The organism is Shewanella sp. BF02_Schw (assembly GCF_014596695.2).
GTDB lineage: Bacteria > Pseudomonadota > Gammaproteobacteria > Enterobacterales > Shewanellaceae > Shewanella.
Window position 1 is genome coordinate 675003 of the sequence record NZ_JABKAW020000002.1, and the last position, 24837, is coordinate 699839.

Consider the following 24837-nt stretch of genomic DNA (forward strand, 5'->3'; position numbering starts at 1 on the left):
TTTTAGCCCGTAAATATAACTTTGTTAATGGGTAAATTACCATATAAACTAGCTTGGACGCTTTGTTCCATAATTGAGACAGTGAGGTTTGAATGCCCGATTTGAACGGTATGATGCTGTTTGCAGCCGTTGTTAGAGCAAAAGGATTCTCTCAAGCAGCACGAGAGATCGGACAACCTAAATCAACAATTAGTCGTAAAGTTGCTCAATTAGAAGAACAACTCGGGGTACGATTACTGCAACGAGACACCCGAAATTTAAGTCTGACTCAAGTAGGCGCATTATTTTTTCAACATTGTGATTCTATTAGTCATGAAATTGAAGCGGCCAAAGCCACCATAGAAAACACCCATAATGATATTTCTGGTGCGTTACGTATCGCCATTCCGGTATCATTTTCACAAGATGTTATCGGCCATTTATGTTCTAGTTTTATGCGCCTTTATCCCAATATAGAACTCGATATTCAATTTACCGATAACGATGTCGGGCTTGTGGGTGAAGGTTACGATATCGCAATTAAGTATGGTCCACTACAGTCATCAGATCTTGTCGCCAGGTTATTATTTGAACGCCAACCTATTTTGGTTGCAAGCCCTGGTTACATTAAAAAATTCAGCAGCCCTGCAACACCACAAGAATTAACTCAGCATAACGGCATTTTACTCGGCACTACACTGTCGGCACCCATTTGGGCATTAGGTAAAGGTAACCGTAAAATAATGGCGACCTTTAAACGTAAAGTGCGAGTTAATAGCGCCAGTATGGTGAAACGTTTAGCGTTGGATGATTATGGTATTGCCATGCTTTCTAATACTAGTTGCAAGCAAGAACTTGCAACCGGAAGCTTGGTGCCCATTTTACAAGAATGGCCAATGGAACCGTTTAAAGTGTATGGGGTGTATTCAAGTCGCCGTCAACTAGCCAGTAATATAAGTGCTTTTTTAGACTTTTTCACCAAACGATATACCAGCCAAGAATCATTGAATTCGATGATGAGTTAAACTATACACCGGCAAACGTGTCACCATCGGGTCTTTGTTATGCACATGGTCTCGCATCAATACCAGAATATTAGCTCAAATAACAACCTCAAATGGCCAAATAAGCCATTTAAGGTTATCTCGATTGAGAAACTTATAACGCGAATCTTTCTGAACAGCACTAAAATCGATAAGGAAATCGCAGACTGATTTGGTAGTCAGGTGAATCTTCTGTTAGTCCAGCACCCATTGATGTCACCATAGACAGATTGGGCGATAAGGCTAACGTAGCACCAATACCTAAACTCGCAGTATTGGTGTCAGTACGAGGGATTTTCTCCCACTCTCCACCTTCTGGTCTTTGTTTGGTCTTACTGTAAAATCGCTGATTAAAGCTCATACTCAAACTCATTCGTTCGGAAACCGCAAAGGCCAATCCCACGCTGTAATCCAGATAATTGCCTAAATCAATTTCACCGGGGCTTAACCCTGGTGCGCCAGATAAGTCATCAAAGCTTTCTTTAAAACTAGCACCGTAATTTAAATTAAAAAACACAATCGCAGGATCAAACGTTTTTGCTAAGCTAAACCCTGTCGATACCCCCCAAACACCTGAACCCGTTGCCATTTCTGTAGGATAGGTTAAATTGCCGGTATCAGATGTTTCAAGCAAAATCCCAAAAGGATCTTTTCCCGTTGGCGCGCGAACTCTGAAGTTCCATACCCAATCGGGCCAATCTACAGATTCAGTATTAATGCGGTAATAAACTGCACCACTGACATCCCCTATTTGACCACCACTAATTTTAGCCGTTTCATATCGTTGACTAGAGTTGCCTTCCCCCCACTGAGTCATACTGAGTCCAACGATACAGATACGGCAAACCGAGCTCAAACTGCCAGTTTTCATTTAATGTATAGCGGGTAGTGAGATCCAATCGTGTTGTATTAGTGCGAATACGATCTAGGTTTAAGTTACCCAAAAAAATAGCATCAAGTGCTAAAAACCCTCTAAGAATGAGATCTTTACGGCTGTAGTAACTATAGGTAAATGAGGGTTCTACGGTAAATTTCCGAGAGAAGACATTATGTGCTTCTTGTAATACATCATCAGTACTTCTTGCTCTGTCTGGCGCTTTTTTTCGTTCTGTTGTGTTGCTGGCGATTGCGCCTTGCTGGCTTGATTGAACATCTTGTCGCTCGGCTGACGATGTTGCAGATGATGGTGCAGATGATGGAGTTGATGGTTGCTTAGTCGTTGAGGCGAGATCTTTCGTGCTGGCTTGTCTGTTTAATGCCTCTTGCTTGAGCACCTGTTGAGCCATCTGATTAATGGTCTGTTGCTGTAATTTAATTTGTTGATTCAACTGAATCAATTTCTGTTTAAGTACTGCGATATCTTGTTCAGATAAGGTTGATTCTAAGGCTGGTTGAGGATCAGTATCTGCAGCATACGCAGGTACTGCCAATATTCCAGGCAGGATCACTGCGACAGCTGAGGTCCATTTCTTATTCATAAATACATCCTTGGCTTGTACAAAATGAATTAAAATCCTAGTGCGGTTAAATCGCTGATTTGCCTACCAAGTATATTTGACTTAATTGGTCCAACAGGCATACCGTCATACCTTAGTGTAGACTGGTTTATCACTCCATGACTGAGTCCATCAATAAAAATGCTTTGAACTAACTGACCATTGCCATTTTGATAACTAATACCTTGACTGGCTCTGCCTGAAGCCAGTTCGACCTGATAGCCAACTGTATTACCGTTAGCCGAAAACGTGGTGTTGCCATTATTACTCACAAGCGTTGTGCCGACGGCAACATTAATCCCTTGCAGTAGCGGGGTTAATCGCCCTTGAGCCATATCTAATTCATTGACGGCTAAGTTTTTACTCCCAGCGATTTGAATTCGTTGTTGTAATCCTGCTGTTTGACCCAAAGCATCTAACTGAAACCCATTGTTACTACTAATGGCATTGGGATCGCTGATAGTAATATTCACTGAGGGCTGATTGTCGACTTGAGAAAACTCAATTTGCATTCCAACTTGTTGCTGGACACCATTATCTTGAATAAACTGCGTTTGCATCTGCAAGCCAAAGTAATAATCTTGGCCATTATTAGTGTATTTACCTTTCATTGATTCCAATTCAAAGTCTGTCAGCACTTGGCTATGTTGGAATACCGTCAATGAAGGCGAACTGGCCATCACAGGTGCTGCAATCGTCAGTAATAGCATCATGCTTAGTTTCATAACTTCCTCCTTAAAGCATATCTGAATAAGAAAAACCAAACTCAAGTAACTCAGCATCCGTCATAGGTGAGAGCGGATCGAGTGCCTTAAACGTTAGTTTTGCTCTTGGATGTAGTAATGGATTATCACGTCGATACTCTTGCCCAATAACCACAAATACAACCCCATTCCACTTTTGGGTAAACTCATCCATTGTCATGATCCTATTACCTAATGCGGGATCGCCTAAATAAACTTCTCCGCGATCATGTCGACGAAAAACCACAAAGTGGCTATAGCCACCATCATTAAGTAATACAATGGCAGGTATCTTGAGCAACAACATTTCAGCTTCACCGACTTTATATCCCCGCCCCCTTAATCCTTGAGATTGCAGATACCGTTTCATATTAAGCAGTGAAAATCCTTGCTCTTGTACCAATGTCAGATCGGCATGCTCTAACATGCCAATTAACACTTCCTGCTCATTTATATCTTGACGGTCATAGGCATATTTCAACAGGCTAGCTAGACTAGCGGCACCGCATGAAAAGTCGGTTTTTTGCTCTATAACATGCTCAAATTTTCGCTCACGTATACTCTGAATAGATTTAGAATAGGTTCCCATACCCGGCACGACACCCGTTAATGGGATATCTGCTGCGTAACTGTAATAAGTGAGACTAAAGCTGGACATGATCAGCAGTGCAATCATTAAATTAGTTATGTCGCGCATAAGATGAATCAGGGGGTTACCCCCCTGCCTTATTCATAACGTATCATTAGGTCTTTACTCGCCAGAAATAATCTCTGCAGGACCCGTAATGCTTGTTAAAGCAAGGTTATTTGACTGAAGGTTACCCGTACCACTGGCCAAGTTAACCCCAATGTTACCCGATGCATTCTGGAAGGCTGTTCCAGCTAATAATGAAGAATTATTAGACTTCTGAAGCACAGTTTGAACAAAGAAAGGTAATTGACCACTCACGGTACCATTAAGCGCTAAATCACCTTCTTCATCAAAGGTCATCACTTCAGCACCAGATGGGTTTTCTGTATCAAAATCAACATGACCCACTACAGTTCCTGTTCCTGAATTATGTTCTCCGTCACCTTCTAAAATAATTTCTGGATAATAGGCATCATTTAAAGCGGACGTACCTTCATAGGTTCCTCCGGCATCAAGAACAAGATCCACATCGACATATTCCACGCTATCCTGAACAACCCCTATATTCATCGTGCCGTTATGCCCAGTACTTTGCACATTAGACACACTGGCTTCACCTAAACGACCATTGTATGAAGACGCGGCCATATTGTTAGCCTGAATATTGTTGTTACCTGCAGCAACATTGACACCAATATTACCTGAGGCATTCATGAACGACGCACCATTGATGGTTGATGTATTAGTTGAGGCTTCGTTCCACACACCATTAAAACCACCCATTTGAGTACTGAAGATTTCAGCATCACCAGAGCCAAAAGCAAAACCGGCATCAATAGAAGCTAATGCAGCTGAGTTACTTTGCGCATTAAAATCACCTGCCGCTTGGTTAACACCAATATTACCGCTTGAGTTTTCAAACGCATTACCAGATATTTTAGCGTCATTATCGTGATAATAATTTTCAACTAAATTTGCGCTAGTTTCCTGTACATTTTCAACTACAGCCATGCCTAAACCATTAGCCGTGATAGTGCCTTCAATGGTCACTTTACCTTTATATTTAAGCTCTTTAGATACATCTATTTTTTTATCTAATTCAACACTACTGTCTGAATCTGTCATTCCATTTGCATATGCAGAACTACTCATTATTGCTGCAATACTTAGCACTAGAGTGAGTTTTTTCATCTTCCATTCCTCCGATCGATGATTATTAATTCCCGCTTGGTAACTGCAACGAGAACTGGTTAATGGCAACATTATTGTCACCAGAAATTTGATTAATCTGCATCACGCCCTGCGCATCCAAAAAACTGTCTGGAGCGATGTCGGCCTGATAGTGTGATAATTGATAAGATGACGGTGCCAATTGGCTCGACACTTGAGTTAAGGCTTCATCATTCAACCCTTGCCCTATGATGGTTTCTAGGGTCGAGTCCATGGCAATGCTGCCTATGTTAGCTTGTATGTTTTGCTCACCGCTGACTTGATTAATACTGGCTAAGCCTTGAAATTGAGCAAAGGCTTGGCTGTCTATTACTGCAGTAAGTTGCTTATTAAATTCTGATAATGATGTTGGTTGCGGTAATTGGTTGTAATTAATCGTTTGGATAGACGTGCGTTGGCCTAATGCATGGCTGTTAGACTGAATATTAAAATCGCCAGCAGCTTGGTTGATACTTGCCCGACCTGCGCCTTGCATCACATGTGAACCAATCACCGTTGAATCATCAGCGTATGAATGAGCAACCAGCAATAGCGCACTGAGCTGTATTGCTCGCTTCAATGATAATTGCAACAATTTGCAATGTACCTGGCTAATGATTTCCATAAGATGTTCCTTCCATATTTGATAAAAGGATATAGCAACCCTTATGCCAAACATGAAAGTTATTAAATTTCATATAGATAGCGCTTTCTAGATCAAGAGGGATTCTTAAAGTTAAGAATAAAAATAGCTAGGTTATTGATATAAAGCTTAATTCTATTTTTAGGTACAATCTTAATATTAAGACTGAATAAGCAACTAAATAGTGTCTCAATTAAACCAATTACATCAGCGGTAAACGATGTTTATCCATGAGTCGATAAAAGGTTGCCCTTGAAATATCTAAATAACTTGCTGCAAGCTCAACTTGACCGTCTGCAATCAGAATAGCCTGTTGTAAGGCTTGTTTTTCAGCATTGTCTTTTAAGGTTTTAAGCGATAGCGCAATGTGGCGTTTTTTATCGATATTAGCTAACTCTAGATTTTGTGCACTTATCTGCGGCGTGTCGCACAATACCACCGCTCGGCGAACACGATTAATTAACTCGCGGACATTTCCTGGCCATGGGTAGTTTAATAGTGCATGGCAAGCTGATTGCGATAATGGCTTTGTCACAAGTCCATATTCATTCGAATACACCCGAATAAATCGATTGGCTAAACCGATAATATCATCACGCCTTTCTTTTAACCTTGGGGTAATTATAGTTATGCCATTCAAACGGTAATAAAGGTCTAACCTAAAACGGCCTTGATCAATGGCGCTTTCTAAATCAACATGAGTCGCCGCTAAAATACGCACGTCAGCCGATTGCGGTATGCCGCCGCCCACTGAGTCGTACAACCCCTCCTGTAAAAAACGCAATAAATTGACTTGCAACTCAGCGGGTAAATCACCAATTTCATCTAAAAATAATGTACCACCGTCAGCCAATGCAATTTTGCCTTTCCTGTTACTTGTTGCTCCCGTAAAGGCACCTTTTTCATGACCAAATAAGTCCGATTGAATTAAGCCAGCAGCCATAGCACCACAGTTAACCGTAATAAAAGGTCCATCTTTCCTAGAAGATAATTGATGTAGTTTGGTCGCGACTAATTCTTTACCAGTGCCAGATTCTCCTCGAATGAGCACCGGAATATCTGTCGGTGCAACTCGCTCAACTTGACGAAATAACTGTTGCATGACGTCCGATGGATACACCGATGGATCGGTTTCTTTGCCAGCTAATTCAGGCTGTGGAACATGATGCTGTTGCTTTAATTTAGATAAACCAATGCCATGACCCAAGCATTTCGCTAATCTTTCAGGATCAATAGGGCTAGTACAAAAATCCCAAGCATATTGCGCAATAAAAGTCGTGATCGCTGCAATGTCGAGTTGTGATTTATTGATGAGTACAATGATATGGACCCTAGGGTCTAACTCTCTGACCAGATAATTGATTTCATTTATGATATTTTCTTTTCGAAGATCGATTAAACACAGGGCACAATTGATGGGAATTTTATTTTGATCATACTTATCAATGTAGTGAAGCTGAAAGTCTAAGAGCCTGTAAATAATTTTGTGTAACTGCTTTTCAACCAGTACCCTATTAGGGTCAATGGAAGGTAGCACATGAATAAACAAGAATTAGAAGCTTTCGCTAAACAAGCAGCCAAAGGCATAAAGTCTGAAGCAGACCTAAATGATTTCAGGGCAATGTTAACTAAAGTTACCGTTGAAGCAGCATTAAATGCTGAACTTGAACATCATTTAGGTTATCAAAAAAATGAGAAAGCCCTCACTAACAATAGCCGTAATGGTTACTCCAGCAAAAAAGTCAAAACGGAAGAAGGTAGCTTTGAGTTAGATACGCCTCGCGACCGTAATGGCAGTTTTGAACCTGAAATTGTTAAGAAGCATCAAAGCCGCTTCACATCAATGGATGACAAGATTTTACATCTGTATGCCAAAGGTATGACAACACGCGATATTGTCGATACTTTTGATGAGATGTATGGTGCTGAAATCTCTCCTACGCTCATTTCTAGAGTGACGAACTCAGTTATAGACCAGGTTATAGAGTGGCAGTCGCGTCCACTTGAGCCTGTTTACCCCATCGTTTTTCTAGACTGTATCGTGGTTAAAATAAGGGAAAACAATAAGGTCATCAACAAAGCGATTTTCTTAGCCCTTGGCGTTAACCTTGAAGGTCACAAAGAGCTGCTTGGGATGTGGATAGCGGAGAATGAAGGAGCCAAGTTTTGGCTCAATGTGTTGACTGAACTTCAAAACAGAGGACTCAATGATATCCTCATCGCCTGCATAGATGGCCTAAAAGGCTTTCCTGATGCCATTAATACCGTATATCCGAAAACACAAATTCAGCTCTGTATAGTGCATATGGTACGAAACTCGATGAAATTTGTGCCGTATAAGGATTACAAAGTCGTTGCTGCTGACTTAAAGAAGATTTACCACTCAGTGACGGAAGAAGAAGCCTTGCTGAATTTAGCGCGTTTTGGCGAGCAATGGGATGAAAAATATCCGAGTATCTCAGCCTCTTGGCAGCGAAATTGGGCTAATCTCAATACACTATTTAACTACCCTGAAGATATCCGAAAAGCAATCTACACCACCAACGCAATTGAATCGTTGAACAGTGTTATCAGAAAGGCCATCAAGAACCGCAAACTGTTTCCTAATGATGACTCTGCGAAGAAGGTTGTTTACTTGGCTATTATGCAAGCATCGAAGAAATGGACAATGCCGATTAGAAACTGGAAACCGGCACTGAATCGCTTTATTATTGAATTTGAAGAACGAATTTCAGATTATATATAAATTAGGTAGTTACACAGAATCTGTTACAGGGTCAAGTCTAATCGAGAAAGTACTTCATTTAGCTCATTACACTGAAAACCTGCCATTAGTAATGGTTCCATGTTGATATCCTTTCGATACAGTGAGCACCAAAGTGCTAACACAAGGTTAGCATGTGCATCTTATCTATAGATATAACCGGATAATATTACTGAAATATAAACCCTGATCATTGGCTAATCGTTTATATCTTCGGTAATTTAATACATCAATAATGTAGTCACTCATAGCTAGTATCATTATTTGATTCAATATTAATACATAGTCAGAACCACACTTGGTACATTTTTAATCATCTTTTTATCGACTTATCACCCCAGATTAACCGTAACGATGACTAACTTTAGTGTATCTGTTATCTCAGCTACATCTTTCTTATGATCTTAGTATGGTATAGAAGCGCTAATAGTATATAAAAAGCAGCAATTAAATCGCCATATCTGCAACATTTAACGACCTCCAAAGAGGTTAACTTCAATCCATAATTTAAAAACGATTTACTGACACGAGTCTTAAAGTCCTATTAAACCCTCTAAACAACTGTGTTATAACTATAACGTAGACCGCCTCACGGGCAGTAAAGTCGTTAAATGCAACCCAAAGATAGACATCTAGGGTCCTAAAGGAACCATCATGATTAAACACAGTGCTTTTATAATGTTAAGTACATTGGCATTAACCTTATCTACTGCAGTTAATGCTGGGCCGCTCTCAAAAGATGTTGAAGAGATGCGTGTATCAAAAGCGGGGCAAACTATGCCTAATGTGGTTAATCGTTATCAAGCGATCAGTGATACTTTAGAGGTCAAGTTAGCCCAATCTACTGATGAGTTAGCCGTTACCGAAATGGCAGCGCATCAAGGGCATAGGTTATGGCAGCAAGCTGTACGAGATGTACAATCGGGACACAGTGATGATCGCTCCTTGTACTGGAGTCGTTTAAGCATGCGTAACGTCCTAAAGCAAGAAAAAGCCGGATTCAATATGGCCGATTGGCAACGTGATATTTTAGTCAAAGCAGTTGAAAAGTCCTCTCGCGGCTTTAGCGATATTACGTTTTCTCCCGATACACAAATTAATATTTTAGTGACCGGTTTTGACCCCTTTTTCCTTGATAGAAATATTGGCCAAAGCAATCCATCAGGTTTAGCTGCATTAGCACTCGATGGTTATCGTTTTGAGGTTAATGGTAAAAAAGCCCAAATCGAAACCGTAATGATTCCAGTAAGATTTAGCGATTTCGACAATGGTATTATCGAATCGTTACTCACGCCGTTTTATCGTGAAGACAGTGTCGACATGGTGTTTACCATTAGTATGGGTCGTGAAAACTTCGACATTGAACGCTTTCCTGGACGTAATCGCAGCGCAGAAGCTCCAGACAATTTAAATGTATTAACGGGTGCCAGTCAGCGCAATCCTAAAGCGCCATTATTTAACGGTGGAACCTCTGCCAATGGCAAATTAAATGGCCCTGAGTTTGTGCAATTCTCTTTGCCCGTTGAAGCAATGGCGGCAGTGAAAGGGCATTGGAGTGTTAATGACAATAATCAAATTAGCACCTTATCTCGGGGACAATTTAAGGCATCATCACTGGCTGAACTACAAAAAGAAATTTCTGTAGAAGGCTCTGGTGGCGGCTATTTATCCAATGAAATTTCCTATCGCAGTATTTTACTTCGAGATCAATTTAACTTGAATTTACCGGTAGGACACATTCATACTCCACGTATTAAAGGTTACGACTCGCAAGTAGAGTCAGACATTGTCGAGCAAATACGCGCCATGATAACTGCAGCGGCGAGCACACTGTAATGTCTACCAACTAACTTAACAGGCCGATACTTTACTTGCCTGAACCTTTCATTAATCATTCAGGCAAGTGAAGCTATTCAACATGTTTAAAAGTATTTTTAATCTCACTCAGCGCGCACATCAAGTATTAACGCAAGATATCCACGAAAAGGAGTCTTCGTTATCAGTGGGCTCTCGAACCCACCCATCGCTGAACACTTCCGTTAGTGATCCTTTACAACAGCAGATCTTGGCCAAAGTCGAAACGGACTACCTATTAGCCGAACAACATTTTAAACGTCAATTCCCACGCCCTAGTGTGCATTTTAGCTTACGTGGAAAAAGCGCCGGCACAGCACATTTACAAACCAATAAATTACGCTTTAACCCGGTGTTACTGGCTGAAAATCCGGATATTTTTATTAACGAAGTGGTACCACATGAAATTAGCCATTTAGTCTGTTTCCATCTCTTTGGTAAAGTAAGACCTCATGGTAAAGAATGGCAGAGCGTAATGCTGACGACATTTAATATTACTCCCAAGACCACTCACCAACTCAATACTCAGTCTGTCAGTGGCCAACAATTCGAATATTTTTGTGGCTGTGGCAGTATCAACTTAACCATAAGACGTCACAACAGAATTGTCCGTGGCCAAACTCAATATCGCTGTCGCCGCTGCCAACAAACATTAACCCCTTTTAACCCTAAATAACCTTTGCTCGGAATAATAAACGGTATCAATTGCGTCATCGCATCTGATGGCTTAACATCAGCCAAAATGACAGGCTAAGCCTGCGCTGTAATGATGTTTTTGTTAATTTTAGGGTTTAATTTTGCGCTTATCATCCACACACTCTTGGTTATTTTGGGTGTCGCTTCTGTGCGGCATTTTTTCATCCACACTTATCGCTGCAGAACATCCAAGTAGTTTTGGTAAAGCGAAAAAAGTTGCTAAAAAGATTTACCAACAACACCTCCCCCTCAGTACTTTTTATTGCGGCTGCGACATCGCCATAGCAGGCAAATTATGGCAAGCAGATCATGCTAGCTGTGGCTATCAGGTTAGAAAACAAATTATTAGATCCAACCGTATCGAATGGGAGCACGTGGTTCCCGCTTGGGAATTTGGTCATCAACTGCAATGTTGGCAAGACGGCGGCCGTAAGAATTGTGGTAAAAACAACAAGCAATTCAAAAAAATGGAAGCAGATTTACATAATCTCGTTCCTGCTGTTGGTGAGGTCAATGGCGATCGCAGCAACTTTAGGTTTAGTGATTGGGGTGGAAAAGCGAATCAATACGGACAATGTGAAATGATTGTCGACTTTAAAGGCCGCAAAGCACAACCGCCTGAACGAGCAAGAGGTCCTATCGCTCGCACTTACCTCTATATGCAACAAACCTATGGTCTACAGATTAGCAGTAGCCAACAAAAACTGTTTAATGCATGGGACAAAATGCAGCCAGTGACGGCAACTGAGTGCAAGCGTGATACCTTAATCGCTGCTAACCAAGGTAATCATAATGATTTTGTATTCAAACAATGCCAAAATAACGGCTTAGTTCGTTAATTGACGATCAAGCTTCCCTTGAACAATTGGTTAAATAAGGTCAACACTGATGAGAGTCCCACGCATTTTTCAGCCCCTAGACAATTTACAACAAGGGCAAACTCTTCAATTAGATGAGGATGGTGTCGCCCACATTGGCCGAGTATTGCGCATGGGAATGGGTGATCGCATCAGCTTGTTTAACGGTGACGGCAATGATTACTTAACTGAAATTATTGAAACCAGTAAGAAATCGATTGCTGTCACGGTCTTAAGTTGTGAGGCTAACAACAGTGAATCGCCGTTAGACTTACATTTAGGCCAGGTGATTTCACGCGGAGACCGAATGGAGTTTACGGTTCAGAAGTCAGTAGAGTTGGGTGTAACAACCATTACTCCGTTATTTTCTGATCGTTGTGGTGTCAAACTGAGTGGTGAGCGCTTAGACAAAAAACTGCAACAATGGCAAAAAATTGTTATCAGTGCCTGTGAACAATCTGGCCGCAGTATTGTTCCGGTTGTTCGTCCTGCAATGACATTGGCACAATGGTGTGAAGAATCCACCGAAGCCTTAAAACTGAATTTGCACCCGAGAGCCTCACACGGTATTAATGGTTTGCAGTTATCCGGTCAACACCACAAAGTAAGATTATTAATTGGCCCAGAAGGCGGTTTGTCTGACGAAGAAATTGCCATGACCGAAACCCAACATTTTACCGACATTTTATTGGGGCCAAGGGTACTTAGAACTGAAACAGCGTCATTAACTGCCATTACCGCATTACAAGTTAAATTTGGCGATATTGGGTAAACCGATATCTTCCCTGCACATTATTAAAGGATACACACATGATTAAGCTCGGTATTGTTATGGACCCGATTAGCGACATAAACATCAAAAAAGATTCGAGCTTTGCGATGTTATTGGACGCACAAGCACGCGGCTACCAATTGTTTTATATGGAAATGCATGACCTTGCGATGGTCAACGGCAAAGCCATGGCCACGATGCGTGAATTGTCGGTTAAGCAAGATGCTGATCAATGGTTTACCTTAGGCGAGTCAGTTGATACTCCCTTAGCCGAACTTGATGTGATCTTAATGCGTAAAGATCCACCATTTGATACCGAATTCATCTACGCGACTTATATGCTCGAACGTGCGGAAGAAGAAGGCGTATTGATTGTTAACAAGCCACAAAGCTTACGTGATGCCAATGAAAAACTGTTTACGGCATGGTTTTCTGAATTTACCCCAGACACTATTGTTACCCGCGATGCTAAACGCATCAGAGCATTCCACCAGCTAAAACAAGACATCATTTTAAAACCGCTAGATGGTATGGGCGGTACGTCTATTTTTAGAGTGAAAAAAGATGACCCTAACGTTGGCGTGATTATCGAAACATTAACCAGTTATGGTCAACAATACGCGATGGCGCAAGCCTTTATTCCAGAAATCACTCAAGGTGATAAGCGTATTTTAGTGGTGGACGGTGAACCGGTACCTTATGCATTAGCCCGTATCCCGATGAAAGGTGAAACCCGTGGCAACTTAGCTGCTGGCGGTAGTGGTGTAGCCCAACCATTATCGGAAAGTGATTGGAAAATTGCTCGTGCTATTGGTCCAGAATTGAAAAAGCGTGGCCTTATTTTTGTCGGCTTAGACGTTATTGGCGATAAGTTAACTGAAATCAATGTGACTAGTCCAACCTGCATTAAAGAAATTGAAGCAGCGTTCGACGTTAATATTACCGGCATGCTTATGGATGCCATCGAAGCCCGTATTAGTCAGCAAAAATAGGATTAATCATGCATTTTTTATCTACCTACCAACGGATAATCGGTAGATTATTATTGGTATCTAGCTTGATCGTAACAGGTGCAATGGCTGATGAAGTCGTTATGTCACCTGTAGTCGCTAATACAGCAAGCAATAATGTGCCAACCGTCGGTCCATCAAGACCCAAAAATATTATCATTATGATTGGTGATGGTATGGGACCGGCTTACACCACAGCTTATCGTTACTATAAAGATAATCCTGAAACGGAAGAGATTGAACAAACGGTTTTTGATCGCTTACTCGTTGGTATGGCAAGCACTTACCCAGCTTCTATCAGTGGCTATGTCACCGACTCTGCCGCATCTGCCACTGCATTATCAACTGGAGTTAAAAGCTATAATGGTGCTATTGCCGTTGATACCGAAAAACGCCCACTCACAACCTTAATGGAAAAAGCCAAAGCATTAGGCTTATCTACTGGCGTAGCGGTTACCTCCCAAGTAAACCATGCTACACCGGCAGCATTTTTGGCTCATAACGAAAGCCGTAGTAATTACATAGACATTGCAGAAGCTTATTTAGCATCTGATGCTGATGTGATTCTTGGTGGTGGCCAGCAATATTTCACCCCAACATTACTTGAGCAGTTTAGCGCGAAAGGCTACCAACACATCACTGAATTCTCTGAGCTAGAATCAGTGACTACGCCAAAAGTATTGGGGCTGTTTGCTGATGTACAATTGCCTTGGGTGATTAATGATAAACAAGCGCATAAACTCAGCCATATGACCCAAAAGGCATTAGATTTACTATCACAAAATGAACAAGGTTTTGTGTTATTGGTAGAAGGCAGCTTAATTGACTGGGCAGGTCACAGTAACGATATTGCTACCGCGATGGGTGAAATGGATGAATTTGCATCCGCTATCGAAGTGGTTGAACAATTTGTTCGCCAAAGTAAAGACACCCTTATGGTTGTGACAGCAGATCATAATACCGGTGGATTATCAGTTGGTGCACATGACAAATACGAATGGCACCCTGAAGTACTGCATAAGGTTCAAGCCAGCCCTGATGTCATTGCTACCCGTGCCATTGCCGAAGATAACTGGCAACCTTTAACGGCGACGCTACTTGGTTTTACACCAAATGAAGCGCAATACAGTCAATTACAAAGCGCACGCATGCAAGGTAATGAGCCATTATCAATCGCACTGCGTAAACTCATTGATATTGAATCGAATACCGGTTGGACAAGTGGCGGTCATACCGCGATGGATGTTCAAGTCTTTGCAGAAGGCCCAGGTGCGAGATTATTTAGCGGTCATCAAGACAATATTGATATTGCGATTAAGATGTTTAGCTTACTACCGCAATCGGTGCAAACACCTTAATCACTGACTGACGACTATGTCTAACACAATCCCCGTTATCGAAGTGGGGGGTTGTGTTAATATCAGCGTGTTTATCTTATCACTAGCATTATGAGCAACCGACGTGTTAACAAATCCTTCTCAAGCGTTAATTAGAAACAGCAAATACTTTCAGCAACACAATGTGTTAGTGCTCAATTATGAAGCTGATACTTTTGCACATCAATGTCTTGAGTTTGCCGATAATGTCACCGCCCTAGCGCTAGACTTTAATCATCACCTCACATTATCCTCTTGCGCGAATGAAAAATTACAATGCTATTTTGGCCATCAACTGCCTGAGTCATTAGCTGATACAAAATTTGATAGCGTCATTATTTACTTTCCAAAAGCTAAACCCTTAATGGGCTATTTACTGCAACTGGCTGCACAACATTTAAATATCGATGGCCAATTGATGATTGTGGGTGAAAATAAAGGTGGAGTTAAATCAATTGATAAACTCACACCTGATTATTACTCAACCCCGATCAAGCAAGATAATGCCCGCCATTGTCTAGTGTATGTCAGTTATTTAACCCAAGCAGCACCAACGCTATCCATAAGCGATTGGGTAAGCCAATATTCACTAGAAACCCCACAGGGAACACTGCAAATTTGTAATACTGTCGGTGTTTTCAGCGAGAAACGTCTCGATCAGGGTACCGAATTACTGCTGTCACATTTACCGGATAACTTACGCGGCAGAGTACTCGATTTTGGTTGTGGTGCAGGGGTCATTACAGCTGCATTGCTAAAAGCCAATCCAGAGTTAACCATTGAGTGCATTGATATCAATGCAATGGCGTTACTCTCATGTGAATTAACCCTAGCAGCCAATAGTATGCAGGCAAAGGTCTATCCTTCAGATGGGTTTAATCAAATCTCAGGCAAGTTCGATGGTATTATCTCCAACCCGCCATTTCATGATGGGTTAACCAGCACGACTGATATTGCCACGCAATTTGTCCAACAAAGTGCTATTAGGCTGACATCACAAGGTGTATGGCAGATTGTCGCTAATCGCCATTTGCCTTATTCAGAGACGATAGCGACGCATTTTGGCAAAGTGAATGTGGTAGCGGAAAACAATAAGTATAAATTGTATTTCCATCAACACTCATACCAATAATACTCCGCACCTCAAACCGCTTCACTTATAAGCGACAAAGCAAGCTTACTGCTGGAAATGCAGATTAATATCAGCTAAATTGGCTTAAAGGCAAAATAACGCACATTTTGTAATTCATTTCGTTGGTATTCTATTTGCCTGTTATGACCTGATATAAAAATAAAAACAAAGGATGTTATGTTAGAGCCCTCAATCGTCGCACTAAGTGCTGATAAAAATAAAGTGGGATTACGTATAATTCCCAATACTCACGGCCCAGTGTCAGCAGAGGATATTAACGCCTTACTCACACAGGCGGCTTTTGCTATGCTGTTTCCTATTGCCCCTGCAATTGCTAAAGCGGTAGCGGAAGTTAATGCTCTATGCGGTCAAAACTCCGGAACTCACGAACTCTTTTTTGCCATTGCCGAACGTAAAGACGGTATCGTTAATATCAGTGTCAGTGACGATAAAATGCAAGCCAGTATGAAAATCACTTCAGCTTGGGGCGGCAAAGATATTACCCTGCCAGATGTACTTAATACCCTTAAAACTCAAAAAATTAAAATGGGATTGAGTAAACCTAAAATCATGGCATTAATGCAGCGTTTGTCGATATTGCCACCAGGAGAAACCTGTGAAGGCGTCATAGCTTGCGGTAAAGCAGCCGTTAACGGCGACAATGCGATATTAACCCGAAAAGTCGCCTTAGCTCGTGAGCGCTTATTACAACCACAAGAACGCGAAGACGGCTCGGTCGACATGCGTAATTTAGGCGCACTAATTACCGTTAAGCCCAATGATTTACTGATGGTTAAAAACCCTTCAACCATCGGCACCCCTGGTTTTAATGTTCACGGCGATGTACTGCAACAAATTCCTGGTAAAGATAAACCAATGGAACCAGGCACAGGCACCAGCTTACACCCTAAAGATCAACATAAACTCATCGCCACAGTGTCTGGTCAGCCAGTTGAAAATCGCAGCGGTATGCAAGTTGACGATATGCTGCAAATTAAAGATGTAGACGTTCGCTATGGCCACGTTAATTTTAAAGGCAGTGTTTTAATCACTGGCGATGTGCACGAAGGTATGGAAGTAAAAGCTAGCGGTGACGTAACGGTAATGGGCTTTGTTGAGTCCGCGTCTATTGAAGCTCAAGGTGATGTCATTGTCAGTAAAGGTGTTATTGGCCGTTTAATTAAAGAGCACGATCTCAGCACTAAAATAAAAGCTACCGGACAAATTTGTGCCCAGTTTGTGCAGTATTCCCATTTAGAGGCCCTAGGCAATATTCTAGTCACCAAGCAGTTACTTCACAGTCACTCAACCTCAGGTGACACTATTACCGTCAGTGATGCCCAAGCAAGACGAGGTGACTTAATCGGCGGCATTGCTACTGCAGCAAAAGGCATTAGAGCCATTGCATTTGGTGCTACCGGCGGCACTAAAACGGAATTGTTTTGTGCCATGCATCATGGTGAATTAAAGCAAGAACTTAAAGAGTTAGATGACAGTATTAAAGGCATGGTTGTTGCGGGCTTAGAAATAGAAGCAAGATTACGTAAATTACCGCCCAAAACGGAATGGCAAAGCGATGCCGGCATGATTGAGCAAGTCAAAATGATGCTCGAGCAAAAAAATCAAATGGCAGAAGAACGTATGAAAGAAGAACTAGAATACACTCAACATCTTAACGAAGTTGAAGGCTACTATAATAATTACGTCATCAAAGCTGAAAAACACATTTTCACCAACGTCGAAATTCATATAGGTGCGGCATTCAATCGCAGCCAACGTGAACATGGGCCGTGTATTGTAAAAAACGTCAATCAAGAAGTATCATTCGATTACAGTAATCGATAACAATCAGTTGGTAAGACAATAAAAAGTGGACAAACAGATAACTATGCAACAGATACATTGGCCGGCCATACTCCAGTTTGATCAAGATGATGAGCTAATGTATCTGGTTAACTATCAAGATTGGTTGGGCTTTATTTGCGCCAACCAATTTACCGTCCACGCTGAAGATAAACTCATCGACAATGCAGGCCATGTGTATAGCATCCAGAAACATCCGCCACAGGATCCCAGCGTGGCTGAACTGCCTGTACTGGTTAAGCTAAGTCAAGATATGAGCGTGTTACAGTTACTGCCACTGGTACGCCAGTATGGTCAGTTTCAAGGACATTGCTGCAGTGCAAAAATTGTCTTTACCACCATAGAGCAAGGTATTGCGACCGTGGCTGAATTAGAACAGCTTTATTAACAACGTATTCAGACTGAAGATTAACAGCACATAACACCTCCTTTTTTAGCATTACTAACCTTCAATTTACCAACAACAGACTCATGTTACTTACCTTAATCACTCAATCATAAATCTAAGCTAATGATTAACAAATATAATGGTAAAACCCATTGAGCAACACACACAGCTCTGGCAAAATGCCTCTATGCTCACTGTCCATAAACCCTGAGAATCCTTAATGGAATTACTAAATATTGAATGTCTAGGTAAACGTCTGCGACTAGAAGGCTCGATTGCGGGCTGGCAGCAACTTTATTGGGACAATCAACTGGTATCACAAAAGTCTGCAAGCGCTAGCGACCAAGCCTTTCATATTCATTCATTTGAACTGACCACTCAAACGTCGGTACCGACTGAAACAAATATCAACCACGACGAACCCGTTAAACCCAATATTGGTTCACTACCGGTACGATTAGAAATCGATGTTAACTGGCAACCGTTTCAACTGGATTATTGTTTATTAATAGATGATGAATCCATAACCCAAGGTCAACGAACCGTTGAAGATATTGAGCGTCAAACACCTGAAATTGCAGCAGTAAAAAACCAAAAGCTCAGTGTTGTTGGACTGGCATCATTAGGTTTTAAGCTACTAAAAAGTGCCAAGGTGGTTAAAGTCCTTTTTGCGGGAGCCAGTGTTGCGGCCTATTCATGGTTATTTTCATTTGAATTTGCCTTAGCCCTCATCGGCTGCTTAGTATTTCATGAATATGGCCATATTCGAGCGATGAAACATTTCGGCATGAAAACCAAAGGGATCTATTTAATCCCTTTTGTGGGAGGCTTAGCGCTAAGTGATGAACGTATCAACACCCGCTGGCAAGATGTGTATATTTCGATTATGGGCCCGACTTTTGGACTCATTTTATCGATTATCTCACTTGGACTTTATTGGCTAACAGGCAACATATTCTTTGCCGGATTAGCAACATTCAATGCGCTGCTAAATTTGTTTAATTTACTGCCCATTTTACCTCTCGATGGCGGTCATATTTTAAAAAGCATCAGCTTTTCAATGAATAGTGTTGTCGGTCTAGTTGCTTGTATTGCTGGTGCCGCTATCGGTGTGTTCATTAGCTATAGCTTAGGGCTCGCCTTGCTGGGCTTTTTGTTACTGATCGGCAGTGTAGAAATTGTATTTGAATGGCGCGGTCGCCATCAAAGCCATTTATTGCCGTTAGATCGTTACGGGCAAATTTTCTCTACCGTATGGTATTTACTCACGGTAGCAAGTTTAGTGGGCATTATTTGGTATTTTGCTGCTTCTGGTAACGAAATGTTAGCGATTCCGCTACAGATTTTAGGCAGTTAATTGCAATTTACGCATCGACAAAAACGCCTGCAATTGCAGGCGTTTTTGTTTTACTTAGCCAAAGCAGTTAATCAACTAGGCTGTAATGGAAACACATTAGTCATCACCTTATACAACTCTGTGCCTTGGAGTACCGACGCAGAAGCAAAATGCAAAATAGGCACACAATCCATGGGTAAACTAATGGCTTGGTAAGCCTGTTCAGTACCATACAAATCTATGCGTAAAATGTTCGCTAAAGGTTTGCCTGCGGTTAATGGTTCACCGACACTGGCACAATATTCAATTAAGCCAGCTTTAGGTGCATGAAACTTCTTATAATCCTTCAAGTAACACCCAAACCTTTCCATACTGGCTGGATAAACTTTTTCAGCAATCACGCCGCGATGACTTAGATAAGCCAGTATGCCTTTGGCATCCTCTAACGCGTCAGCTAAATCAATCCGTTCTTGGCTTGCAAGCTCTAAGGTAAATGCTGACACAGGTACCGAAAATTCACGGCCTTGACTGGCTGCATACTCGGTTAACTGCCACCAAGGACAAAAGGTAGCTTCATCCATCGCGCCACCAAAACTATTGGGGATAACCAAGGTATACGGGATCGAGAAAAATCTCGCCGCATCAATATCATACTCAGGGCAGTACAAGTGTTTGCACGACTTAGGGCCGGTATGCAAATCAAGCACTATGTCTGCTTGATGTGCCATAGCCTGTAAATTTACTGCTAACCGATGACCTGTTGAAATCCCAAAAGAATGAGTTAGGCGCGCCAGGCAAGTTTCTACCAACATTGAACGATAGGCGCAAAACAGCTCACTATTGGTTAAACGTTGGTGCTCGGCATACCAAGTTTGAATATCGACTTGATGATCAAAGTACTCGCGGTTCCAATTAACCCCTGTAATGGGATCAAAACGCCCTAGAGTAAACTCACCACTCTTTTGATTAATCCCTAAAGGATTGGCTAAGGGGGCAAGCGTAATATCACCTAAAACCTGGTAACCTTCCAATAAGGTCATCAGTTGATAAATCACCGCATTACCTTGCACTTCAGCACCATGAACATTGGCCTGAATATACACGCTAGGCGCAACACTCTCGCTACCAATGAATGAATATACTGGAACGGTCAATGCGTGTCCTGTCGCCAGTTCTCCAACTTGAACTGACGATTGTATTGCTTTAGTCATATGATTACTCAAACAGGTTTTGGTGCAAAGCATTAACCACTTGCGCCGCTTCCGACTCTGCTACCAACACACATAAATTATGTGGGCTTGCGCCTTGGCAAATCATCCGAACATTATGGTTTTCAAGCACTTTAAACACCCTACTACAAATGCCAGCCGTTGATGCTATGCGATTACCGATGATGGCGATTAACGCTAAATCTTCCTCGACTCTTACACGACAATGTTGCGATAACTCTTGTAATAACGACTCACTGAGTAAGCCCTGGCCACTTGAATCTGAACCCGTTTTATCTAGGGTTAACGATACGTTAACCTCCGAGGTCGTGATTAAATCGACGGATATTTTGTGTCGCGCCAAGGTCGCGAACGTTTCTGCCAAAAAGCCCTGAGCATGTAACATTTGCAAGCTATGCAAGTTAAGTAAAGTTTGATCGCGGCGTAACGCCACCGCTCTAAACACTGGGGTATCTTCAACTTGATGACGGATCCAAGTTCCGCCCATTTCAGGCGCTTTACTTGAACCTACAAACACCTGAATTTTTTGTCTTACTGCCGGTAAGATGGTGGCGGGATGCAATACTTTAGCGCCAAAGGTCGCCATCTCAGCCGCTTCATTAAAGCTAATTTCAGCAATCGGGCGGGCATTGGGGGCAAGGCGTGGGTCAGTGGTATAAATACCGGCCACATCGGTCCAAATCTCAACCGCTGTAGCACGAAGCGCTTCGGCAAGTAATGCCGCCGAATAGTCACTACCACCACGGCCTAATGTTGTTGTTCGTCCCTCTTCATCTGCACCAATAAAGCCTTGGGTAACGATGACGTAACGCGCAAGTAATGGCTGTAAAAAGTCACCTGCTAACATTGAAATAGCTTCAATTTGTGGCTCTGCGCGACCAAAGTGACTGTCGGTACGTAATACTTGGCGCACATCAAAATGATTTGAAGCAGTGCCCTTTTCCCGAATAACCGCAGAAAATAAAATCGATGAACATTGCTCTCCCGTCGACAGTAACTCGTCCATAACCGCTTTGCTGCGATTCAGCTCTAACGATTCGCTGAGTACTGACATCCGGCTGAGTATTTTATCAATACTGGCTGCCACGTCTTGCGGACGACCGAGTTCATCTAATATCGCATATTGAATTTGAGCAATTTGCTTAAGCAATACCAAGCGACGCTCGTCATTCACATTAGCTTGAGTTAACTCAACTAATAAATTGGTCACTCCGCTGGAGGCGCTTACTACCACAAGGCGAGTAGCTTGATTAGCCAACACAATATCTGCACAACGGCTCATAGAGGCGTAATCAGCAACTGAGGTGCCGCCAAATTTGGCAACGACTAATTCTGGGGTATCTATTTCAGACTGAACAAAGCTCATACTGATGCCTCCGCTGTTTGCGAAAGACTCAAAAATAAGATGTGATTTACTAACATGATATACGCTCCGAACACACTACGTTCGAAGAGCCTGGTGCTAAGATAACGCACCCTTATAGAAGGGAAACAGCAATCATCACCAGAAGCTCTCCACCAAAAAAATAGGTGACAATCGTTAGGATTCAGCCTAATCGACCGATATCAATGTTTGCCAAACAAACTGATACCTCGGCGCTAATCTCCATCATAAGTGGTCATCGGATTGGCATCCTCTCACTTACTACCTAGTTAACGCTCCTCTTCTGTTCCTCCCGAAGGAGGGAGTTGAAAATAGCAAAAAATACCCTATCAAGTCAATCAGCAAACACAGTAAAAATACACTGTTTTGATAAAAAATATCGCTGCAGTGAAATATTATGCAGCTGCGACTTCAGAGCAATGATTGTTCTCTATTACGAAAAAATGCCCATAAATATCCAAAAAACATAATTAACCGCAAATTACCGAGACAATCTAGTAAGTATTGTCTCAAAATAATGTGTTAATTATTTTATCGCAGCTGTGCAGTTTTAATTACGTCATTATTTACCCAGTTATACGAACCTATCTCTGGCAACTCGCTCACCATCCTTAATCGGTGATTAAAAATTCCCATATCAACTTCAGGTTTGATGCTATCAAGGCATGCAATCAAAGATAGCAAACCTTGATTAACGTAGTAAATTGCATGTTGATTAAATTCTCGACCAAGCTCAACAGCTTGTTCTTTATCAATAAAAATAGCCCAGCTCTTTTCCATATGCGACAAATCAGGTGCTGCACCGATTAACGCACGATAGGGACGATTATATTGTTGAATTTTAAATTGAAGCTGACGATCGAGTAAGCGATTTTGACTAGGAGAGAGTCTTGAACCACGGGGGTTATGGGCAGTAACAATAGCAAATGGGAAATCATGAGAAAGGCGTTGAGTAAACAAAAAATGAGTACTTTGATACTCATTCCACAATGTATCTATAACATTTTCCATAATAAATTTTCGTCAATTAAGCCAGAATTAGTCTAGCAGATAGGTTTGATTTCTAAAAGGTTTACGATCTAAATCAGCAGTACTATATTAGAAAACCATTAATTATTATCATCTTAGCAAGGTTAATCTTTCATATACTCGAGTGTTATATTAATTTTTTAACATTTAATTTGTTAACAAATGCCTAAAACGAGTACAATAACCATTACGCACTATTAAATCACTGTAGCAAAGTTAGCTACATACACCTCAAAAACTCAGCAAATGTTGTTGTGAGTGTGATGATTTTTTGATGTAAAGTTTACAGTCGTACTAAATTTGTTCTACATTTGATAAAACATTAATACGATTAAATAAGTTTGCAATAGAAGGAACTATCTTTCTAAATGGCATTCATAGTAAGTAAGCTTAAGTGCAACAAATTTTACACCATCATGAATAAGTGCAAACGCGTGCCTTGGCGTAGTGGTAATTAATCGACGTAAGCAGACTCAGTAACCAGTATTAAGTATTAAGTGTTACATAATAGAGTTTATAGAGAGTGTTTAATTCAGGGTAGACATAGATAAACACCAAAAAATATCGGAATCTTAGCGCATTAGCTAAAGCGCTATTGCAATCTATTAGCACACAGTTCGCAAACAGTGGCTAGAATCGAATTTTATAAAATCAGGTAAATATCATGCAAAATCCGCACATTTTAATTGTTGAAGATGAAGCTGTAACTCGTAATACATTACGCAGTATTTTTGAAGCTGAAGGTTATGTTGTCACTGAAGCTAACGACGGCGCAGAAATGCATAAAGCCATGCAAGACAATAAGATTAATCTTGTTGTTATGGATATTAATTTACCAGGCAAAAACGGCTTATTATTAGCTCGTGAGCTACGTGAAATTAATAACATCGGTCTTATTTTCTTGACTGGCCGTGATAACGAAGTTGATAAGATTCTAGGTCTTGAAATTGGTGCAGATGATTACATCACTAAACCATTCAACCCTCGCGAATTAACGATCCGTGCTCGTAACCTATTAACTCGCGTTAATAATGCTGCCGCAGAAACTGAAGAAAAAGGTTCTGTTGAGTATTACCGTTTTAACGGTTGGAGCTTAGAAATCAATAGCCGTTCTTTGGTTAACCCACAAGGTGAAGCTTATAAGCTACCACGCAGCGAGTTCCGTGCGATGCTTCACTTTGTTGAAAACCCAGGTAAGATTTTAACTCGTGCTGACTTGTTGTTAAAAATGACTGGCCGTGAATTAAAGCCTCATGACCGCACCGTTGATGTGACAATACGTCGCATCCGTAAGCACTTTGAAAGCTTGCCTGATACACCAGAAATCATCGCGACTATTCACGGTGAAGGCTATCGTTTTTGTGGTGACTTAGAAGCGTAATCTTTTAAGGTTAACCGCAATA

23 protein-coding genes and 1 riboswitch are annotated in these 24837 nt (G+C 41.4%); of the genes, 13 read left to right on the forward strand and 10 right to left on the reverse strand.

The window, feature by feature from the left end; all coding sequences use genetic code 11:
• Positions 1 to 92 precede the first annotated feature (92 nt).
• Complete coding sequence (locus tag HNW13_RS11325; RefSeq protein ID WP_101086187.1) at positions 93 to 1004, forward strand: LysR family transcriptional regulator; 912 nt, start codon at positions 93 to 95, stop codon at positions 1002 to 1004.
• Positions 1005 to 1164: 160 nt separating this feature from the next.
• Here HNW13_RS11325 and HNW13_RS11330 read toward each other — a convergent pair whose 3' ends face one another.
• The 7 genes from HNW13_RS11330 to HNW13_RS11360 form a co-directional block, all read right to left on the reverse strand.
• Positions 1165 to 1839: a transporter gene (locus tag HNW13_RS11330; RefSeq protein WP_192115419.1), complete on the reverse strand. Its 675-nt coding sequence runs from the start codon at positions 1837 to 1839 to the stop codon at positions 1165 to 1167.
• Positions 1811 to 2500, reverse strand: coding sequence for a hypothetical protein (locus tag HNW13_RS11335; RefSeq protein WP_192115418.1), 690 nt, complete (start codon positions 2498 to 2500; stop codon positions 1811 to 1813). The genes HNW13_RS11330 and HNW13_RS11335 overlap by 29 nt, the downstream gene beginning before the upstream one ends.
• A gap of 29 nt (positions 2501 to 2529) precedes the next feature.
• A complete protein-coding gene (locus tag HNW13_RS11340) occupies positions 2530 to 3243 on the reverse strand; it encodes a hypothetical protein (protein ID WP_192115417.1) in 714 nt (237 codons plus the stop codon).
• 10 nt (positions 3244 to 3253) lie between these two features.
• Positions 3254 to 3958: a C39 family peptidase gene (locus tag HNW13_RS11345; RefSeq protein WP_243756246.1), complete on the reverse strand. Its 705-nt coding sequence runs from the start codon at positions 3956 to 3958 to the stop codon at positions 3254 to 3256.
• Positions 3959 to 4012: 54 nt separating this feature from the next.
• Complete coding sequence (locus HNW13_RS11350; protein WP_101086189.1) at positions 4013 to 5083, reverse strand: hypothetical protein; 1071 nt, start codon at positions 5081 to 5083, stop codon at positions 4013 to 4015.
• Between the two features lie 25 nt (positions 5084 to 5108).
• Positions 5109 to 5726, reverse strand: a complete 618-nt coding sequence (locus HNW13_RS11355; RefSeq protein ID WP_101086190.1) for a hypothetical protein — start codon at positions 5724 to 5726, stop codon at positions 5109 to 5111.
• A 220-nt stretch (positions 5727 to 5946) separates the two neighbouring features.
• The gene (locus HNW13_RS11360; RefSeq protein ID WP_208062850.1) at positions 5947 to 7281 is read right to left on the reverse strand and encodes a sigma-54 dependent transcriptional regulator; all 1335 of its coding nucleotides are present in this window, start codon (positions 7279 to 7281) and stop codon (positions 5947 to 5949) included.
• Here HNW13_RS11360 and HNW13_RS11365 point away from each other — a divergent pair, their 5' ends adjacent.
• From HNW13_RS11365 to HNW13_RS11415, 11 genes are all read left to right on the forward strand, one after another.
• Complete coding sequence (locus tag HNW13_RS11365; protein ID WP_192115415.1) at positions 7282 to 8490, forward strand: IS256 family transposase; 1209 nt, start codon at positions 7282 to 7284, stop codon at positions 8488 to 8490.
• 672 nt (positions 8491 to 9162) lie between these two features.
• The gene (locus HNW13_RS11370; protein ID WP_162022258.1) at positions 9163 to 10344 is read left to right on the forward strand and encodes a hypothetical protein; all 1182 of its coding nucleotides are present in this window, start codon (positions 9163 to 9165) and stop codon (positions 10342 to 10344) included.
• A gap of 82 nt (positions 10345 to 10426) precedes the next feature.
• Complete coding sequence (locus HNW13_RS11375; RefSeq protein WP_162022257.1) at positions 10427 to 11038, forward strand: SprT family zinc-dependent metalloprotease; 612 nt, start codon at positions 10427 to 10429, stop codon at positions 11036 to 11038.
• A 157-nt stretch (positions 11039 to 11195) separates the two neighbouring features.
• Positions 11196 to 11897 (forward strand): endonuclease, encoded by a 702-nt coding sequence (locus HNW13_RS11380; RefSeq protein ID WP_174839669.1) that lies wholly within the window; start codon positions 11196 to 11198, stop codon positions 11895 to 11897.
• A 49-nt stretch (positions 11898 to 11946) separates the two neighbouring features.
• Positions 11947 to 12687 carry a 16S rRNA (uracil(1498)-N(3))-methyltransferase gene (rsmE, locus tag HNW13_RS11385; protein ID WP_101086195.1) on the forward strand — a complete coding sequence of 247 codons (741 nt, stop codon included), beginning with the start codon at positions 11947 to 11949 and terminating at the stop codon, positions 12685 to 12687.
• 38 nt (positions 12688 to 12725) lie between these two features.
• On the forward strand, positions 12726 to 13679 hold the full coding sequence (gshB, locus tag HNW13_RS11390) for a glutathione synthase (protein ID WP_101086196.1): 954 nt from the start codon (positions 12726 to 12728) through the stop codon (positions 13677 to 13679).
• 101 nt (positions 13680 to 13780) lie between these two features.
• Positions 13781 to 15055 (forward strand): alkaline phosphatase, encoded by a 1275-nt coding sequence (locus HNW13_RS11395; protein WP_242445122.1) that lies wholly within the window; start codon positions 13781 to 13783, stop codon positions 15053 to 15055.
• A 103-nt stretch (positions 15056 to 15158) separates the two neighbouring features.
• Positions 15159 to 16205, forward strand: a complete 1047-nt coding sequence (locus tag HNW13_RS11400; RefSeq protein WP_192115414.1) for a class I SAM-dependent methyltransferase — start codon at positions 15159 to 15161, stop codon at positions 16203 to 16205.
• A 177-nt stretch (positions 16206 to 16382) separates the two neighbouring features.
• Entirely contained in the window at positions 16383 to 18050 is a 1668-nt protein-coding gene (locus tag HNW13_RS11405) for a FapA family protein (protein WP_192115413.1), read from the forward strand.
• 43 nt (positions 18051 to 18093) lie between these two features.
• Positions 18094 to 18456, forward strand: a complete 363-nt coding sequence (locus HNW13_RS11410; protein ID WP_192115412.1) for a DUF4144 domain-containing protein — start codon at positions 18094 to 18096, stop codon at positions 18454 to 18456.
• A gap of 220 nt (positions 18457 to 18676) precedes the next feature.
• Positions 18677 to 19813: a site-2 protease family protein gene (locus HNW13_RS11415; protein ID WP_101086201.1), complete on the forward strand. Its 1137-nt coding sequence runs from the start codon at positions 18677 to 18679 to the stop codon at positions 19811 to 19813.
• Between the two features lie 71 nt (positions 19814 to 19884).
• Here the strand turns inward: HNW13_RS11415 and HNW13_RS11420 are convergent, their stop codons facing one another.
• The 3 genes from HNW13_RS11420 to HNW13_RS11430 form a co-directional block, all read right to left on the reverse strand.
• Positions 19885 to 21003 (reverse strand): succinylglutamate desuccinylase/aspartoacylase family protein, encoded by a 1119-nt coding sequence (locus HNW13_RS11420; RefSeq protein WP_101086202.1) that lies wholly within the window; start codon positions 21001 to 21003, stop codon positions 19885 to 19887.
• Between the two features lie 4 nt (positions 21004 to 21007).
• A complete protein-coding gene (gene lysC / locus HNW13_RS11425) occupies positions 21008 to 22387 on the reverse strand; it encodes a lysine-sensitive aspartokinase 3 (protein ID WP_182743536.1) in 1380 nt (459 codons plus the stop codon).
• 134 nt (positions 22388 to 22521) lie between these two features.
• Positions 22522 to 22696, reverse strand: a riboswitch (Lysine riboswitch).
• Between the two features lie 240 nt (positions 22697 to 22936).
• The gene (locus tag HNW13_RS11430; RefSeq protein ID WP_101086204.1) at positions 22937 to 23416 is read right to left on the reverse strand and encodes a DUF3293 domain-containing protein; all 480 of its coding nucleotides are present in this window, start codon (positions 23414 to 23416) and stop codon (positions 22937 to 22939) included.
• Positions 23417 to 24098: 682 nt separating this feature from the next.
• Here HNW13_RS11430 and arcA point away from each other — a divergent pair.
• On the forward strand, positions 24099 to 24815 hold the full coding sequence (arcA, locus tag HNW13_RS11435; protein WP_011636021.1) for a two-component system response regulator ArcA: 717 nt from the start codon (positions 24099 to 24101) through the stop codon (positions 24813 to 24815).
• Positions 24816 to 24837 lie beyond the last annotated feature (22 nt).

What these genes read in the sequence shown, in the direction of transcription:
- HNW13_RS11370 (WP_162022258.1), top strand. Translation starts at nt 9,163, where the DNA reads ATGATTAAACACAGTGCTTTTATAATGTTAAGTACATTGGCATTAACC.
- HNW13_RS11355 (WP_101086190.1), bottom strand. Translation starts at nt 5,726, where the DNA reads ATGGAAATCATTAGCCAGGTACATTGCAAATTGTTGCAATTATCATTG.
- HNW13_RS11410 (WP_192115412.1), top strand. Translation starts at nt 18,094, where the DNA reads ATGCAACAGATACATTGGCCGGCCATACTCCAGTTTGATCAAGATGAT.
- HNW13_RS11330 (WP_192115419.1), bottom strand. Translation starts at nt 1,839, where the DNA reads ATGACTCAGTGGGGGGAAGGCAACTCTAGTCAACGATATGAAACGGCT.
- HNW13_RS11405 (WP_192115413.1), top strand. Translation starts at nt 16,383, where the DNA reads ATGTTAGAGCCCTCAATCGTCGCACTAAGTGCTGATAAAAATAAAGTG.
- HNW13_RS11325 (WP_101086187.1), top strand. Translation starts at nt 93, where the DNA reads ATGCCCGATTTGAACGGTATGATGCTGTTTGCAGCCGTTGTTAGAGCA.
- HNW13_RS11430 (WP_101086204.1), bottom strand. Translation starts at nt 23,416, where the DNA reads ATGGAAAATGTTATAGATACATTGTGGAATGAGTATCAAAGTACTCAT.
- HNW13_RS11345 (WP_243756246.1), bottom strand. Translation starts at nt 3,958, where the DNA reads ATGCGCGACATAACTAATTTAATGATTGCACTGCTGATCATGTCCAGC.
- HNW13_RS11335 (WP_192115418.1), bottom strand. Translation starts at nt 2,500, where the DNA reads ATGAATAAGAAATGGACCTCAGCTGTCGCAGTGATCCTGCCTGGAATA.
- HNW13_RS11415 (WP_101086201.1), top strand. Translation starts at nt 18,677, where the DNA reads ATGGAATTACTAAATATTGAATGTCTAGGTAAACGTCTGCGACTAGAA.
- HNW13_RS11395 (WP_242445122.1), top strand. Translation starts at nt 13,781, where the DNA reads ATGTCACCTGTAGTCGCTAATACAGCAAGCAATAATGTGCCAACCGTC.
- HNW13_RS11350 (WP_101086189.1), bottom strand. Translation starts at nt 5,083, where the DNA reads ATGAAAAAACTCACTCTAGTGCTAAGTATTGCAGCAATAATGAGTAGT.
- HNW13_RS11340 (WP_192115417.1), bottom strand. Translation starts at nt 3,243, where the DNA reads ATGAAACTAAGCATGATGCTATTACTGACGATTGCAGCACCTGTGATG.
- lysC (WP_182743536.1), bottom strand. Translation starts at nt 22,387, where the DNA reads ATGAGCTTTGTTCAGTCTGAAATAGATACCCCAGAATTAGTCGTTGCC.
- gshB (WP_101086196.1), top strand. Translation starts at nt 12,726, where the DNA reads ATGATTAAGCTCGGTATTGTTATGGACCCGATTAGCGACATAAACATC.
- HNW13_RS11420 (WP_101086202.1), bottom strand. Translation starts at nt 21,003, where the DNA reads ATGACTAAAGCAATACAATCGTCAGTTCAAGTTGGAGAACTGGCGACA.
- HNW13_RS11375 (WP_162022257.1), top strand. Translation starts at nt 10,427, where the DNA reads ATGTTTAAAAGTATTTTTAATCTCACTCAGCGCGCACATCAAGTATTA.
- rsmE (WP_101086195.1), top strand. Translation starts at nt 11,947, where the DNA reads ATGAGAGTCCCACGCATTTTTCAGCCCCTAGACAATTTACAACAAGGG.
- arcA (WP_011636021.1), top strand. Translation starts at nt 24,099, where the DNA reads ATGCAAAATCCGCACATTTTAATTGTTGAAGATGAAGCTGTAACTCGT.
- HNW13_RS11365 (WP_192115415.1), top strand. Translation starts at nt 7,282, where the DNA reads ATGAATAAACAAGAATTAGAAGCTTTCGCTAAACAAGCAGCCAAAGGC.